This is a genomic window from Ignavibacteriota bacterium (genome assembly GCA_016218045.1).
Lineage (GTDB): Bacteria > Bacteroidota > Ignavibacteria > SZUA-365 > SZUA-365 > JACRFB01.
Window position 1 is genome coordinate 67,149 of the sequence record JACRFB010000013.1, and the last position, 16,229, is coordinate 83,377.

General features: G+C 59.1%; 12 protein-coding genes. 7 read left to right on the top strand and 5 right to left on the bottom strand.

Annotated features, from left to right (window positions below; all coding sequences use genetic code 11):
• Positions 1 to 9: 9 nt before the first annotated feature.
• The 6 genes from pepT (at position 10) to HY962_04320 (ending at position 6,620) form a co-directional block, all read left to right on the top strand.
• Positions 10 to 1,263 (top strand): peptidase T, encoded by a 1,254-nt coding sequence (gene pepT / locus HY962_04295; protein ID MBI5646130.1) that lies wholly within the window; start codon positions 10 to 12, stop codon positions 1,261 to 1,263.
• A 107-nt stretch (positions 1,264 to 1,370) separates the two neighbouring features.
• Positions 1,371 to 1,745 (top strand): carboxymuconolactone decarboxylase family protein, encoded by a 375-nt coding sequence (locus HY962_04300; protein MBI5646131.1) that lies wholly within the window; start codon positions 1,371 to 1,373, stop codon positions 1,743 to 1,745.
• A 206-nt stretch (positions 1,746 to 1,951) separates the two neighbouring features.
• Positions 1,952 to 2,554 (top strand): RNA polymerase sigma factor, encoded by a 603-nt coding sequence (locus tag HY962_04305; protein ID MBI5646132.1) that lies wholly within the window; start codon positions 1,952 to 1,954, stop codon positions 2,552 to 2,554.
• Positions 2,555 to 2,578: 24 nt separating this feature from the next.
• Entirely contained in the window at positions 2,579 to 4,048 is a 1,470-nt protein-coding gene (locus tag HY962_04310; GenBank protein ID MBI5646133.1) for a hypothetical protein, read from the top strand.
• Positions 4,026 to 4,661 (top strand): hypothetical protein, encoded by a 636-nt coding sequence (locus tag HY962_04315; GenBank protein MBI5646134.1) that lies wholly within the window; start codon positions 4,026 to 4,028, stop codon positions 4,659 to 4,661. Before HY962_04310 ends, HY962_04315 begins: the two co-directional genes overlap by 23 nt.
• A gap of 81 nt (positions 4,662 to 4,742) precedes the next feature.
• Positions 4,743 to 6,620, top strand: coding sequence for a carboxypeptidase regulatory-like domain-containing protein (locus HY962_04320; GenBank protein MBI5646135.1), 1,878 nt, complete (start codon positions 4,743 to 4,745; stop codon positions 6,618 to 6,620).
• 145 nt (positions 6,621 to 6,765) lie between these two features.
• Here HY962_04320 and HY962_04325 read toward each other — a convergent pair whose 3' ends face one another.
• From HY962_04325 to HY962_04345, 5 genes are all read right to left on the bottom strand, one after another.
• A complete protein-coding gene (locus tag HY962_04325) occupies positions 6,766 to 8,541 on the bottom strand; it encodes a T9SS type A sorting domain-containing protein (protein ID MBI5646136.1) in 1,776 nt (591 codons plus the stop codon).
• Between the two features lie 97 nt (positions 8,542 to 8,638).
• Complete coding sequence (locus tag HY962_04330; GenBank protein ID MBI5646137.1) at positions 8,639 to 11,011, bottom strand: hypothetical protein; 2,373 nt, start codon at positions 11,009 to 11,011, stop codon at positions 8,639 to 8,641.
• 46 nt (positions 11,012 to 11,057) lie between these two features.
• Positions 11,058 to 13,388, bottom strand: coding sequence for a hypothetical protein (locus tag HY962_04335; protein ID MBI5646138.1), 2,331 nt, complete (start codon positions 13,386 to 13,388; stop codon positions 11,058 to 11,060).
• A gap of 6 nt (positions 13,389 to 13,394) precedes the next feature.
• The gene (locus HY962_04340; protein ID MBI5646139.1) at positions 13,395 to 14,252 is read right to left on the bottom strand and encodes a hypothetical protein; all 858 of its coding nucleotides are present in this window, start codon (positions 14,250 to 14,252) and stop codon (positions 13,395 to 13,397) included.
• 59 nt (positions 14,253 to 14,311) lie between these two features.
• Positions 14,312 to 15,301 (bottom strand): hypothetical protein, encoded by a 990-nt coding sequence (locus HY962_04345; protein ID MBI5646140.1) that lies wholly within the window; start codon positions 15,299 to 15,301, stop codon positions 14,312 to 14,314.
• A 255-nt stretch (positions 15,302 to 15,556) separates the two neighbouring features.
• Here HY962_04345 and HY962_04350 point away from each other — a divergent pair, with 255 nt between their 5' ends.
• Positions 15,557 to 15,847: a hypothetical protein gene (locus HY962_04350; GenBank protein ID MBI5646141.1), complete on the top strand. Its 291-nt coding sequence runs from the start codon at positions 15,557 to 15,559 to the stop codon at positions 15,845 to 15,847.
• Positions 15,848 to 16,229: the final 382 nt, after the last annotated feature.

Here is a 16,229-nt window from a genome sequence, read left to right on the forward strand (position 1 = left end):
AGACCCAGCATGATACCCACCGACTTAACCTTCACCTGTGTTGATCGCTTTCTGAAATACGTGAAATACGATACGCAGTCGTCTGAAACGTCAGAAACGTTTCCCAGTACGTTGAAGCAGCTCATTCTTGGCGAAGAACTTGTGAAGGAACTGCGCGAGATGGGGCTCGAAGATGCGGACATGGACGAGCACGGCTACGTGATGGCCACCATTCCCGCAACCACCGACAAGCCCGACATCCCGATCATCGGATTTATCGCGCACATGGACACGTCGCCCGAGGTGAGCGGCGAAAACGTGAAGCCCGTGCTGCACGAGAATTACGACGGCAACGACATCGTGCTTCCCGCGGATCCTTCCATTGTGATCACGGTGGAGGACAATCCCGAACTCGCGCACAAGAAGGGCGAAACCATCATCACCGCCGACGGAACGACGCTGCTCGGCGCCGACAACAAGTCGGGCATCGCCGAAATTTTCGACGCGGCGCACTACTTCATCACACATCCCGAAATCGAACACGGTACCATACGCATCTGCATCACCCCCGACGAAGAAGTGGGGCAGGGCACGAAGTACTTCGACGTGGCGCGCTTCGGCGCGGCCTACGCGTACACGATCGACGGCGAACAGCTCGGCTCCATCGAGAACGAAACGTTCTGCGCCGACAGCATGACCGTGATATTCAAAGGTGTGAACATCCATCCCGGATTCGCCAAGGGCAAGATGGTGAACAGCATCAAGCTCGCGGCCGAATTCATCGATGCACTGCCCAAGGGCCGCCTCTCACCCGAAACAACCGCCGACAAGGAAGGATACGTGCATCCGTACGTGCTCAACGGCGGCATCGAGGAGACGAGCATCAAGTTCCTTCTCCGCTCCTTTGAAACGGCCGAACTTCGTGAACAGGAAGCGATGCTCCGCACGCTCGCCGAGGAAGTGTGCGCCCGTCACCCGAAATCGTCGGTCGAATTCAAGGTCGACGAATCGTACCGGAATATGCGGTTTGTGCTCGACGAACACCCGACCGTCCTCGAAAATGCGCGTATCGCCATGGAGCGTGTTAACATCACGCCGCATTTCGGCAGCATCCGCGGCGGCACCGACGGCGCGCGGCTTTCGTATATGGGACTTCCCTGTCCGAATATCTTTGCCGGTGAACACAGCTTCCACAGCAAACGCGAGTGGATCAGCGTGCAGGACATGCACAAGGCCGTGCTTACCATCATCAACATCGCCCTCGTCTGGGCGGAAAAGGCCTAAGGTAAAAAGGGGGAAGGGGGAAAAGAGATGTAACATCGATTCGTTCCCAGTTTCCCATTTCTCTCTCCCCGTTCCCCGTTCCCCGTACCCCGTACCCCATTCACGACATGCCCCATTCCATCTCCCATACCCGCCTCTACCGCACCGAGATGAACGAAAAGATTCTCGGAGAAGGCATGAAGGAATTCAACCGCTTCTTTGCGCTCGACACGGCCGCGTACCGCGAAGGGGCGCTCCCCGTGAAAATGAAGGAGTTGATGGGGCTTGTCGGTTCGATGGTGCTGCGCTGCAACGACTGCATCTTCTATCACCTCGACCGCTGTGTGACGGAAGGTGCCTCGCGGCAGGAAATCATGGAGGCGATGAATATTTCACTCGTCATCGGTGGTTCGATCGTGATCCCGCATCTGCGGTACGCCTTCGAGATGCTCGAGCAGCTCGAAGCGGAACCGGAGACAGAAAAGCCCTCAAAATCGACTTGACTTTTACGGAGAATCGTGTAATTTAGCCCGTGCCACTAGCCCCGATCTCGGCCCTCCCTACCGGGATCGGAACAAACGCTTGGCAACCGCTCCTTCCCCAGGAGCGGTTTTTTTTTGTACGGGAATCACGCAAATAGCAGAGAAACAAATACCTCCGCGCGGTGTCATTGATGGTGGCGGATCCTGTGGTCCGCGCCGCACATGCCATGAAAACTCCTTCGAAGAAAATACCCGCCGCCGCCGATCCGATTCCGGATTGCCGCCGTATGGGCGACGAGGAGCTGTTCGGACGTCTGTCGGCCGAAAAAAGTGAAGCCGACCGTGCCTTCGCCGAATTGTACGCCCGGCATTCGGCGCGCGTCTGGGCGTATTGCCGCTGTGTGTTCGGGGATGCGGTACGCGCCGAGGATGTGTTTCAGGACACCTTTGCACGTTTTTTCGAGCGTGGACAACAGAAGACGCATGTGCGCAACGTGCCCGCATATCTGCTGATTACCGCGCGCAACCTCTGCCTGAACGCCAAGCGCGACACCAAACCCAGCATTTCCATCGAGGATCTGCAACTGACGGTTCACGACCGGCCTTTCGAGAACCGGGAACTGCTCGAACTCGTCAATACCGCCATGGCCTTGCTGCCCGCCGAGCAACGCGAGGCGTTTTTCTTGCGGGAGTACGAGGATTTGTCCTACGACGACATCGGCGGCATTCTCTCCTGTACGGCGCTGTCTGCGCGTATCCGCGTGTCGCGGGCGCGAAAGAAACTGCGCGAAATTCTCCACCCGTATGTCGTCGAATTGACGCAACCATAAAGCCCCCGAGCGCGAGGCATCGTCATGGAACATCAGGATTTTGACCAATATCAACGGCTCGTGGACGCCGCCCTCGACGGCGAACTCGACGCCGCGCGCGAGTCGCAGCTCTACGAGCAGCTCGCGGCGGATGCGGCGCTGCGCGATACTCTCCGCGGCGCGCAGGCGATCCGCAGCGCAACACGCGCGTACTCGTCCGCCATGACTCCGCCCGCCGATCTCGGCGCCGCGCTCTTCGCGCGCCTCGGCATCGATACTGCCGCCACGGTCACCACAAAAAAGGGACACAAGAATCCGATACTTGGCCGCATGGGACTTCTCCCCGCTATCGGCCTCGTGCTTCTGCTTTCCGGCGGCGTTTTTCTGTATTTCTTCTCCTCGTCCAATTCCTCGAATCCGGCAGCCCCTTCCGTCTCAACGCACACGGTTCCCGCAGTCCCCGCTCCCGCACGTACGGTACCTGCTGCACCGGCTCCTGCTTCTACACGCATGGATCACGAAGGTTCACTCGCGGAAAGAGCACCAGCGGAATCCGCAGGACGTGTGCAGTCCGCCGATACACGCACATTCTCCGCACAACATACGGCGCCCGCATCGGCACCCGCTCCGCGCGAAAAATCGCAAGCATCCGACAACACGTCCGCGACCGTTCGCGACGCACGCGCACAGGAAACAAGCGGTGCTGTGGGTACAGGCATACATTCCACATCCGTCACACACGCCGCGACGCGGTCCGGCACCGGCGGCGATTCGGGCAGCGGCGCGCTCGGAACGCACGACAATGCAGCGCCTCTTGTTCCACCCGACAAAGCCGCGGCAGCACAGGCGAAGATGGAGGAAACCCTTCCGGCATCCGCGTCGACGACACCAGCCCTGACTGCGCAGGACATTCCCGCGCATCAATCGCTCGTACCGATCGGCACCTCGCCCGTGATTCAGGGCCGCGGGACCGACTTTATTCGCGACCTCCGTGCATCGTATCCTCTGCGCAGCGGACTCGCCACGCACCGCCTCCTTCTGCGGCTTCGCGGCTACGGCCTTTCTCCCTCCCCCTCGACCGACATCGGCCCTCGTTCCTCCCCGTTTGTGAACAACATGGCTGCGTCGTTGATGTACAACCTCGGGAGTGAACACGCCTTGGGCCTCGAAGGCGGACAGGAGGCGTACCCGCAGGAATACGAGGGCACAGAGAACGGACGCACTGTTCGATATCAGCAGAATCTTCTGACGCCGTGGATCGGTGTCGCCTACCGGTACCGTCCGCTCTGGGCACGCTCCGAGGCGGGGGTTTCAGGCAGCATCGCCACACATGCGGGAATCACGCGCGAGTATTGGCCGCAACTGCGTTTGGCCGTGGGGCTGCAATATGCGGTCATCCCGCCGCTCTCCCTTGAACTAGGAATCGAAGGATTGCTCGTCGCATATCCGTTTCAGGACCGCTGGTTCACCACAAGAAAAATCGGTGTGACGTATGGCCTGCTCGTTGCGTTCTGACGCTGCTCCGCGGCGGGCCGCCGCGCAACGAGTCGGTGTGTTGCTGCTCGGACTCTGCGCTCTCGGCGTGGTCATGTCCTGCGTGTCACCTCTCGAACCCGATACTCCCCGCCGGCGCACGGTACTCGGCGATACAACGAATCCCGTCGACACGAAGCCGAAATGGATCACCACCGATGTTGATTTCAGCGCCACCGAGAATCAAATGACCTGGGAGCCCGTCCTCGATACGGTGCGTGCCGATGTTGATACGAGCGGCGGCCGCACCCTTCTTCGATTCCACGTCACAGCCCATCTTGCGCCACCCTACTATCCTGTAAAAGCTTTGTACGCGGTGACGGTGGTCGATTCGCTCGCCATCGACAACACCACACGCGATCTCACAACCGATCCGGCATCAGGCAGCGGCGCCTCGTTTCAGTTTGCCAAAGGCAAGGACTCACTTTCCGTCACACCGACCGAACGTATTGTGACGAGTAGCCCGAATATCGGCGTCACCAATCTCGTGCTTCGAAGGAGTGGACCGGAACGTATCGTCACCGGTGTGCTCACCGCGACATTCATGCAGGGAACACGCACCTATTTCCAGGCCACGCTCCGTTTCACCTGGTAATATCACGTTGATCGTACAAGAACCAAGACCCGTTTCCATCACCAAGATTTCCCGTTCATACACAGCACCGGAGAACACACCATGACCATGTTTCGACTCTGGACCGGAGCACTTCTGCTGGCGATCGTTGTCGCTTGCGGCAGTGCCCACACTCTCAACGAAGCGCAGCGCGGTGGCGTGCGTTTTACATCGACTCCCCCATCAACGGCACAGATCGGTATTGAATACGTGTATGATGCCAATGCCGAAGGACCTCCATCAGACGTTGTTCTCTACAGGTCCATTCTCCTTCCATCGGGCGCGACGCTCGATTCGTTGACCGGCGAAGTTCGCTGGACACCCGCGGCAAACGGTAAGGTCACATTCAAGATTGCTGCGTATCTGCAATCGAATCCCACCATCACAGCGCAGCAGTCGTGGTACGTCATGGTGGGGCAGGACAGCGTGTCGAATCCCGGCAAATGTGCCATCATCACCGGCACGGTGTTCGATCAGAACAACACGCCGATGTACGGCACGGTGTACGTGAAACGGATCGATCTCCCGCCCGCGCTCACCTTCAGCGGACAGTTGAAAAACGGTTCTTTCGCCGTGGCGGTATCCGACAGCGGCATGTACATCGTCAAGGCCTACGGCGCCGGCTTCACCACGGAATGGTATCTGGATGCTGCAGATGAGGCATCGGCTACTGCCGTCACCGTGCGCTGCAACGATTCCACATCGGTGAACATGATCGTCGCGTCCCAGACAACCGCAACCAAAACCATCACCGGAACCGTGGTCACCGCAGGTACGAATCAGCCCATCGCCACCGCAAAGGTGATTGCGATGAACACGAACACGCGGCAGTCGTACACCGCGCGCATCGACGCCAACGGCACGTACACGCTCGTGCTTCCCGAGAACGAAACCTATCTGCTGCAGGCCGTGGATCTTGCAGGCGGGCATGAGTCGCGCTACTATGACAATACACCCGACCCGAACCTTGCCACGTTGATCACGTTGACCGTGGATCGCAGCGGCATCGATTTCCTGCTTCCCACAACAAGGACGTATAACGGCAGCATCAGCGGTTCCGTGGTCGACAGCGCTTCAGCGCCGCTCATCGCGATGCTCAAACTGTATCGGATCGAAACAGTGGCCCAGTCGCCGATACTCGTCAAAGCGGGCGGCTTCATCACCGACAGCACCGGATCGAGCATCGGTAATTTTGAATTCCTCAACCTGAAGCCCGGCGAGTATGTGATCTACGCGATGCCGTACACACGCGAACATGTGCCGGGCTACTACAAGGCGCAGGATGTCGCGGTTCCCGATTGGACGCAGGCCACACGCATCAGCGTCGATTCGGCGAGCACCATCAGCGGCATCGTCATCTCGCTGCAGAAACGCTGGGGCCTCACCGGCGGCAAGATTGTTCGTGGCACCATCCGCGCGAAGATCGGCGGCTTTGCACTCGGCGGCACGCCGCTGCCCGAAGCCACCGCGATTCTCTACGATGCCTCGGGCCGTGTCAGTGATTATGCGGTGTCGGATGCCAACGGATTGTACGAGATGAACGAAGCGCCCACCGGTACTGTCACGCTGTTCTTCCACGCTCCGGGATACGTGTCGCAGAGCAATACCTTCCAGATCAGCGCGGGCTCTGGTCCCGTCGAACGCTCGGTCGAAGTAACACCGTCGTCACCGACCTCGGTCGACCGGCCCGTTGCGACCGATCTCACGTTCACCGTCTATCCGAATCCCGCGACCGATCGTCTCGTGCTGTCGGTCTCGGCGCCGGCGCAGATCAACCGCAACATCACGATCTACTCGCTGCTCGGCGCGCGCCTCTCGACGCATACTCTCACAGCGGGAGCAACGCATCTCACCGTGCCGCTCGGCTCCCTCTCACCCGGCACCTACATCGCCGCCTTCGACAACAACACGCAGGCCCTGCGCTTCCGCGTCACGCGCTGACCTCACACGAAGAACACCGTAACCAGAACGCAGAACACGTTGCCGTGTTCTGCGTTCACTTTTTTATCGCCGTCCCAATCCCACCCCTTCCCTCTTCTCTCTTCTCTCTTCTCTCTTCCCCCTTCCCCCTTCCCCTTTCTACCTTCTACTTTCCACCTTCTACTTTCCACCGCCCAACAACAACCCTCACACTCCTCATCCCGCCACCACTCTCGAGTAACACCACATACACTCCCGCCTCGATCCCCGTCCATCGGATGTCGATTTCTCCGGCAGATGCGGACCAGCGGATCGGGATCGATCTGCCGAGAATGTCGACGAGACGCACTGCGTGCGGAGACGTCTCGCCCGTCCCGAGTTCTATCCTGACGCTGCCATGCGCCGGCTGCGGGAAGGCACGCAATACGGCATCATCGGGACGCGCGGTGCCGGCGATGCCCGTGCTGCTGGTATCGCGAAGAATGACACAATCACACGAGGGAACTGTCACGCTGTGACCCGCGGGTGTGTACTCGACGGAATATGACGGAAGGGAGCCGTCCGCGCGAACATCGCCGCCACCGACGGGCCGGACGATGCTCCACGACGAGCCCGCGAGGAGGTAGCCGGCTTCAGTGTCCGCAGTGTTACAGAGCACCATGCCCCGCGAATAGAGGCGGCGCCACAGCGAGTTTGCTCCGGTGCCCTGTTCGCGAAGTGGATCGAGCGTCGCGGGGCAGGGACTCTGTTCCCCGAGATCGATCTCGTATGCCGCATACCATTCGACACCCTGATTGCCGAGAAAATTCACGTAGCTGTTTTCGTTTTTAACAAGCATGAACATGCCGATGAGCCGGGCCGCCTCCTCGGGCTGCGCAGGATACGCCTGAGCGAGAAGAATTTTCCCGCGGCCCGTCACATGCCGCACGATACGTTCCAGAGTCAGATACATGTCGCCGATTGTGGCCTGTCCGAAACTCTCCACCATGACACCGTCCACTGTCTCGCCCTGCGCGTCACCATCGAGCCACACGGGATCATACACCGTGGTGATCATCTGATCCGTGTTCGGCAGAACAAGGAAAGCCGTGTCCGCCGCATGAAACGCGCGGTACACATGCTGGAAATAGCTCCGGTACGTGTTGTTCATGTACTGCGAGAATTTTGTGCGCGAGTCCATCGTCCCCGCGTATCCGTACGGTTTGTGCGGCGCCATCCACCAGTCGAAGTTCCCCGGCTGCGGATTCCAGACGTTCGGGTTGAACAACGAGGCGTTGGTCTCGACAGCCACATCGAAGAACATGCCCTGATTGCCGTTGCCCGACATCCACTCCAACGACACCGCGCTCAGGTACGCCCGCCAATGCGCATCGTCCATGTTCATCAGCCAGTACGGATCGCGATGCCACACACGTTTCGCGGGCAGCACCTCGTCGTAGTGCTGGAACATCGCCTCGAAGGAGGGACTGTTCTCGGCAATGCCGCGGTCCACAAGCCAGGGCCGGAAATACTCGGTGTATTCGGACACATAACGCTTGGGTGTGACGACACCGATGAAGTCGCTGCCGGAATTGTCCTTGGGATCCGGACAGTCGCTGTTGTGCGCGGGATTGAGTCCGGCCGCCAAGTGATACGACACCGCCATAAAATTCGAATTCACGGCTTCGAACTCCGCGAGCTGATCGCGGAATATCTTTTGTGTGCCGATGTAGTTCCTCGCCGCAAAACCCACCTGCGCGGGTGTCACCCATTGCGGCACGATTTGATCGGCCCAGACGAGATTCCAGCGCAGCGACGAGGGCAGCACCTTCCCGCCGGGCAGCCGCAGCGTCCGCATGATCGGCGCGGGTCCCGGATTACTGGGCGGCCATGTATGGGACTGTGCGGCGGCGATGACGCTGATACAACAGATCACTGGACCCAATACCAGATATCGTTTCATGGTGCATCTCCTCTGTCGAACGAAAACTACGGGAAGAGAATACGAAATGCACCTGATAACAAAATTTTGTGTGTGGGTGTACAGATCGTCCGCCGGATCACCGCGGCGTTTTCTGCGCCGCGATCGAATCCACTCGCTGCATGTAGCGGCGGTTCATCGTCGGATTCGTGGCAAACGATGTTCCGTTCCAGTACCTGACCAGGGGTACAAGCCGCCGGGCATATTCCACGCGCGGAACAGGGGGGATACGCTGCTTCGACACGAACCAGTCATAGGCATCTTCAAATGTAGAAGTTGTCTTGGCCGAGAGACAGCGCATTGTGCGTGGATCAAACGAATAGTGCAGGGAAATGTGTTCAAATCTCTTGCCTGTTACATCGTCGCGCACGATTCCATGCAGGCAGTTGACGGTTACGATCGAGTCGTTCGCAGCCATTATTTCAGCGCCTTGATACGATTCTTGTCCGTACCGGGCAATGATGTCGGGAATGGGAAACAGGATGTAATACATCTCCGGCGCGGGAGGAAGCACAGGTTGCAGAAGTGTGTGTAACGGGCTCTGAGGCGATACACCGTATACGTGGTCCGGATCCAACACTACCAGAACCGGCTGCATGTACCCGTTCAAAGTGCCGGCCGCAAGAATTTTCAGGCGGCGGTCCTGGCCGACACGCGCTGTGCGCAACGCCTTGAGATTGCCGATGTGCAGATATCGCCCGAGGAAATTGCCGCCGGTATCAACAACCGACACGGTGCAACTGTAGGCATCGTTTGTTGCCGCCACAACAATGCGCGGCGGATGAACTGCATCACGTTCGAGAACTTGTAGCGCGTTGAGTCGAAAGCGCGAACACGTCAAGTAGTTCCCCTCGAGTGTTTCGAGCGGGAAGCCCAGATACGCGCGCCACTGCTCCTCTTTCTCGGGGTTGTAACAATAGATGTAGTCCGAAAATCCATCCTTGGGCCTGGGATGCCCAAAAACCACCTCGTTCCTTCCGTCCCCATTCAAATCGACGATGGCTGCCGACGACCACGTGCGCCCGTTTTGTTGTATGTCGAACTCGTGTATCGGCTCCTCATCCGGACCGTGCGGCACCGACCACAGTTCCTTCCCGCGTGCATTCATCACCACTATCTGATTATCGCGTGTAACATAGGTGGAAGGATTCGTGTCGAAATCCGCGATGAACATCAACCAGGTGCTCAGCAGCGATATTGTCAACAGACTCGACACAATCGCGATGTTGCGCATATTCCGCCGAAGCGTCAACCGGACACGCTCGCGCATCGGGCGGCGGCGTGTGTGAATGGTGACACGGTTGTTGAACACGTCGCGAAGCGAACGCACAGGCACCACTTCAAACGACCGCCGCGGATGTGCTGCGCGAAGTGTGTCGAGCCGCTGCTGGACGGCGGCTTCGTTCTCTCGCGGCAGCGCCAGGACACTGAACGGCGAGTACCACAGCGACTCGGCCTTCAACACGCAATGAGTTACCTCGAGCGGCAGTACGGTTCCGTCGCCTGTTATGCGTCCTGTAAACACTGTGCCCGCGGGAACGGTGAAGTATTCGGCATTGTCCCGCGTGCGGCTCCACTCCGCCAGTCCGCACACGGCCGCTCCCAGGCCGAGCGAACGCCCTTCGATCGCCATGTTATTTTCGGAGAAGGACACGTCGAGCGTGAGGCGTTCCTGTGCCTGCGACCCGTGCTGCAGCCACGCGGCGCCGCTACGTATAGCGTGCAGCGCTTCGTGCAGCTCGATGTTCACATCGGCGGGCAGTGGTGAATCGCCGCTGTGACTTACGCCATCGTCGTCGCTGCTGCCTTCGTGTCGAAACACACGCATATGTAATTGCGCACACGAACCGTATGGAACAAAGCCGCGCAGTGCGCCGTGTGTTGTGTCGTTTTCCAGAACGGGGATAGAGACGACTCCCGGCGGCCGCAGCAGCACCGCGTCCCACTCCGCGGCAATGCCGCGGTACACGTCGACGAGTCCGGGAGCACTGCCGTCAAGATGTTCGAGATACGCGTCGAGGATCTCACGCGCGCCCGCACCTGCCGGCGCGTTGTCCCACCCGCCGTCAGGTGCGCCGGGTTTGCCCAGCCAACTCTCGAGCCGTCGGATTTGCCCGAGAAGGTGTGTATCGAGTTTCTGTATGTCGCTGCTCGTGAGTCCCGAGTCGGCGACTGATTGCAGCCAGGCAAGGTCCGCGCGAAGCAGCGCGTAATATTCTGGCGCACAGCCGAGAGCGCTCAATTTCGGAATCACCGAAACGAATTGTGCGTACGCTTCCACGAGGAAACTCCGCGCCTTCCCGGGATCCGATTGTACACGGAGTGTCTCGAGCCATTCATGTAAAACCCGTGCCTGATTGCGCGGACTGTGATGCAGGTAGTACAACGATTCGTGCACCAACTCCTGTGTGTGGTGCAATTCCGCAGTGCTCAGCATTTCACGTCGTGCCACTGTCCTTGATACATCTTATACCGGCCATCTCTCTGCGGCTGTTCTCTCATTGAATCCTGTATCCCGGCTTCAACTTCCGCCACGTGTTGTAGTCGACAAACGACTGTCCCGTCCAATAGCGGATCCCGCGCAGGAACTCCTCTTTCTCATCCCCTCGAGGCCAAGGTTTTCGCTCGATGATGAAGCCTCTGCGGTTGTCGTATTGCGACGACGTCCTCACTTTCATTGGTCGTAACGACCAGTCGAGATCAAAATCGATCCAGGCCCATTCTCCCGCGTACGACGGTGCATCGTCGGGTATCATCACACTGAACAGTTTTATCGTGATGGTGCTGTCGGTTCTGTTTGCAACAATAGCGTAGGGAATCCGCCCATCCCCTACAACCCGCGCGAGTGTGGTTTGTGGTAGCAGGAGATACGCATCCTCCCGGTTCCGCCGTAATACCGGCCAGATGAGGTCGTGTGAGAGCGTTTGTGGGCAGGTACCGTTGATACTATCGGGATCGAGCACGGCAACGATTGCGCCCTCGAAGCCGTTGTGCTGACCTGCAAGCACGATTTTTCCGCTCCTGCCGCGACGCGGAGGGAGCACGATGTAATTTCGTATCGCTCCGATATGGATATACCTGCCCTGCACATTCAACGCGGTGTCCATAAGCGTCAGCGCATGAGGATAGTAGTTTTTTCCCACGTTCACGAGAACACTCTTCTGTCCGGTGGATTTCAGCATCCCATCCCATAGGTGTGTTATCGTTACCGGATCTTCGCGGTAATCACCTTCCTTGGTGCGCACTCCGAAAAAGAGATCGCGTTTCCACCGCACCGTGCCGTCGCTATTGTAACACGTCAGCCATTCCGAACGACCGCGCTGAAGCCCGTATGTACTGGTCAGAACCTCGTTTCTTCCATCATCATCGAGATCCACGCACCGTGCATACATCGTGTCGACGCTATGCACGATGGTTTCCTCCGTCAGTCCCCTGCGGGACACTTTCGTGGGATACCCCGCCGGTGCGCGCCAGAGTTCTTTCCCGTTTTTATTCCAGACGACAAACTCGTTTTCCATCAGGGTTGTCCTGTATGGATTCGTATCGAGGTCCACATTGAAGATGTACCACGCTGCAACGGTGCAGAGCAGCAGCATGGTGGATACGATCGCGAGGACGGTGGCGTGTCTTCGTGCGGCGCGACCCGCGCGTTCCGCAACACTCCGCGTCCGGATGTCGATCACGGCCCGGCTGTTGTACACATCGGCGAGTTCCCGCGCGGGATACAGGCGCGCGTGCCGCTGCGGGTGCAGCGTCTGCAATGTGTCGAGGCGCGCCTGCGCAATTGCCTCGTTCGCCTTGGGCAGCACAAGGGCCTGATACGGAGAGTAGTGCAGCAGCTCCGCCTTGCGCGCGATGTGTTCCTCGTCGAGTGCGATCGTGTTTCCGTCGCGTGTGATACGGCCTGTGAAAAGCACCCCCGCGCGCAACTGCACGTGATTGCGGCGGTGAATCTCCTCGCTCCATGCGGCGAGCATTCCCGCGGCGGCGCCAAGCCCGACGGAACGACCGACGAGACGCAGGTCGCCGTTCGAACTCGCAATGTCGACGATCAGTCGCCCGCCATCCGTATGCCGTTCGAATTGCGCCAGTGTCGCACGCATGGCCGCGAGTGCCGCTGTTACTTCGTCGAACGTCTCCGGTGTCGCCTGCTGCGCGTCCGCGAAACGCAGCACATCTTGTTCCTCGCCGCCTGTCGCCCGACGCATGCGCACATGCAACTGCCCTATCGCGCCGAAGGGGTGGAAGTCGCGTATCTCTCCTTCCGTGAGATCGTGTTCCAGGAGGGGAATGAACACGGTATCGGCGGCCGCTTGTACCTGGGCGTCCCATTCGTCCGCGATCCTGCGATACTCCTCGGCGCGTGTGTCAGTCTGTGCCTCAAGCCGTGTGATGTATTCCTCGAGCCGTTCACGTTCGGTGCCTCCCTCACGTCCAGTGACGGCATCTACGGCGTTACCACTCTCCACCTCGCCCAGCCAGGCAAGGACGCTTCTCTGCAGATACACCAGACGTGCGTCCGCGCGTGATACATCGGCCGCGTCGAAGGCGTCCGGCACTGCGGATACGGCGCGCCGCACGGTGTCATGCAACTGTGCTGGAAACGACGGCGGACAGCCAATGGCGGTCAGTGCCGGGATCACTTCAAACAGTTGTGCGGTGGCCTCGAGGATGAAGCTCCGCGCCCGCGCGCCGTGCGCGGGTGCGAGAATACGATCGATCCAGTCGTGCAGAATCAGCGCGCGATTGCGCGGGCTGTGCTGCAGGTACAGCAACTGCTCCCTGATGTGCTGCTGCTCGTGATGCAGTTCCGCGGTTGTGAGTGGCATGTGTCGTCAGTACACCGTCAGGTGACCTCCCTTCGTGAGTGTCGCCGCGGGCAACATCGCCTCACCTTGGGTGAATGGTACCAGATGCCTGCCGCCGTCGGGAGTTTCCACCAACAGGGCGTGATCGTCCACGGCCGCGTCCGCGCCGCGGTGCCGTATGCGTAGTGTGCCCGCCGCTTCACCCGCGCTTGTTTCGAGCGTGCTTCCGTCGTCGAGCGACAGGATACCGGTCAACTCGCCCGCCTCCATGCGCCCACGTGCCCGCTGCGCGTGCAGCCGTGCAACACCACCGGTCAACGTCGATGCGGACGAGTGGGGCAGCCGTACCTCGCCCGTCGCGTCGGTGATATACATCCCGCGGCCACCGCTGAATTCCAGCACGACATCCGACATGTAGACCTCGTAATCGGAGACGATCTGAAGAATGGTCCCGTGTTCGACATTGTCGGCCATGATGCGGAGCAACGTCGATTCGTCGCCGGTGGCAAGTGTTTGAATGGCGACAAAGCGCGGCTTCCGATCCACATCCTGCGCGGCGAGGGCGATGGTGGGCGGTGGAGCGCCGTGTATTGTACGCCTGCGCTGCACCGGCAGCATTTCTAACGTGGTGGCATGCGACTGCGGCGTAATGGCCCCGATGGCCTCCAGTTCTGCGAATACTGCTGCCGGCGGTTCCTGCGCGAGTGTCTCGCTCAGCGCCGCGTGAGCGGCGCGAAATACGTCGGCCGTCTCGGCACAGAACGAGCACTCCGCAAGATGCGCGCGTACGAGACCGGACTGTTCCGAGTCGGAGATACCCAGCACAAAACGCTCGATCTCGCGTTCGGGAGGATGTTCGGAGGGTTGTGAATGTGTATGTGTCATGGCTGTCTGTTTCTTTGTACCGTCATGTCGAGCCCGTTGCCGAAAAACTTTTCAAAATGTCACGGGAGAAGGTGATCCCTGCCCACACGGAAGAGATATTCCACCTTCGACCGCCAGAGGTCGCGGTATTCGATGTAGGAATCCGTGCCGAATGCGGCATGGTAGTAATCGTACAAGGCTCTGCATTCGCCGTCGGCCATGTCCTCGAACACGCGGCGCATCATCAGGCGCAGCGCCCCCGCCCGCTCGCGCGGCACACTGCCGCGTTGTGTGTAGCGCAGGAGTATTTCGCCCACATGTTCCACCGCGCGATCCACGCGGCGCTGCACCCCTTCACGCTCCATTGACACGGTGGTCGGATCGTTCACCTGCTCGACAGCGGGTTTGTGCAGAGCGTGGAAATCGCGCAGTAGCGCGGCAAGCCCCAGCAGCGGATACAGACGCCGGTATTCCGTCTGCGCCGAAAAAATATCGAACACCGCGTCCACCAGATGTGACGCGGCGTCACCCGCACGTCCTCTTTCCGCAAGCAGCCGCAGAAGTTCGTCACCGGGCATCTCCGCCCTTTCACGGAGCGGAATGTGTGCGTTGACGCGTAACACAAGCAGCCCGTGTACACTGTGCACAAGTGTATAGCCGCCTGATCCTTTCACATGCCGCAGGATGTTGCGCAGCAGGCGCCGGAAGTCCGGATCCAGCTCGCCGTAGATTTCGGGAATTGTTTGTGACACTTTTTTACTCACCACCATGCGCAGCGCAATAGCCGCTTCTTCCGCGGTACATAACGACGGATCGGCGAAGCGCTGGCGCAGAAAGGTCCGCAGCTCGTAACAGCTTTCCCCGTCGCGCGGAAGAAAGAGGTCAGTGATACAGCGCCACGCGAAACTCTCCGTCGAATACTCCGCGAGCGAAAAGTGCCGCAGGTGCCGCGTGTGGAACGAGGTGATGAGCGACTTCGCAAGCGCGTGACACGTATGCGCAAGCCGCGCGATGTCGCGGTCTCGTGCGCGGTCGGTCAGCAGTAGGACGATGAGTTCCTTAATGTCCACGGGCGGCTCGGACGGTGAAGGTGTCCCGTTGTCGATGTCAATCGACGTAATAGTACGCGACGACGCGGAGAGGCGCAAGTGGGATGTGAGGTCCGCCGCAGCGACGCCCTCCGGTCGGTGGATTTTCTGCAGGGGTCACCGCATGAAGGTATGGTAGGGAAAGAGATATCGTGCGCTTGCGCACATATCGCATGCGGCGGAGTCTGCCTGACCGGCTTCCGACGCGGTTTCCGACACACTCACCATCGCAAATTCATGGAATCGTTCCTGCACGGAATACTCGAGGAAATCCTCGAGATCATGTTTGTGGATAACCACATCGAGATCGGCAGCGAAGACGGTCTTCAGTACTGCGAGCTTGCGCTCACTACCTCACGCGACTCTCTCCGCACCGCCATCATCAGCGGCACACACCGACTGCCTGCCGGCGAGTACCGCGTCCGGAAAAGCAGTACCGTCTTCCTTGCAGACTCGACCAATCGCAACAACTTCCGCAACGCCTACGTCGCCGCGGCCTACGATGTTGAGGCGTTGTTGAGGCGGTGAAGGGGGATATCCACTCTTATATCGGCTTTCCTCGAATGTGGAATCAGGCCGAGAATCGTGTGGTGAAACCTAGCGAGAGCGGAATCGATTGCATTCCGTGATTTAATCGTAGTGAAACACGCGATCCCCAACGGGTGGAGATCTTTGCAATCCCACAGGAAACTCGTAGGAGTCATAATGTTTTTTTTAATCGGCATTTCGGAGGTATCAACAAATATTTTCACCGAACACAGGAAAATCTCTGCAGGAAGATGTCCTTGCACCTACCATATCCAAAAGATTGAGGACGACAACTTTGTCACACCTATTCGTGTTACCTGACTCACTTGCCCTAAAATGATCTGTATGTAAATATTGAATGCAAGTACGACAATACTCGTCA

Excerpts from the sequence above, each read along its gene's own strand:
- pepT (MBI5646130.1), top strand. The coding sequence starts at position 10 with ATGATACCCACCGACTTAACCTTCACCTGTGTTGATCGCTTTCTGAAA.
- HY962_04300 (MBI5646131.1), top strand. The coding sequence starts at position 1,371 with ATGCCCCATTCCATCTCCCATACCCGCCTCTACCGCACCGAGATGAAC.
- HY962_04305 (MBI5646132.1), top strand. The coding sequence starts at position 1,952 with ATGAAAACTCCTTCGAAGAAAATACCCGCCGCCGCCGATCCGATTCCG.
- HY962_04310 (MBI5646133.1), top strand. The coding sequence starts at position 2,579 with ATGGAACATCAGGATTTTGACCAATATCAACGGCTCGTGGACGCCGCC.
- HY962_04315 (MBI5646134.1), top strand. The coding sequence starts at position 4,026 with ATGGCCTGCTCGTTGCGTTCTGACGCTGCTCCGCGGCGGGCCGCCGCG.
- HY962_04320 (MBI5646135.1), top strand. The coding sequence starts at position 4,743 with ATGACCATGTTTCGACTCTGGACCGGAGCACTTCTGCTGGCGATCGTT.
- HY962_04325 (MBI5646136.1), bottom strand. The coding sequence starts at position 8,541 with ATGAAACGATATCTGGTATTGGGTCCAGTGATCTGTTGTATCAGCGTC.
- HY962_04335 (MBI5646138.1), bottom strand. The coding sequence starts at position 13,388 with ATGCCACTCACAACCGCGGAACTGCATCACGAGCAGCAGCACATCAGG.
- HY962_04340 (MBI5646139.1), bottom strand. The coding sequence starts at position 14,252 with ATGACACATACACATTCACAACCCTCCGAACATCCTCCCGAACGCGAG.
- HY962_04350 (MBI5646141.1), top strand. The coding sequence starts at position 15,557 with ATGGAATCGTTCCTGCACGGAATACTCGAGGAAATCCTCGAGATCATG.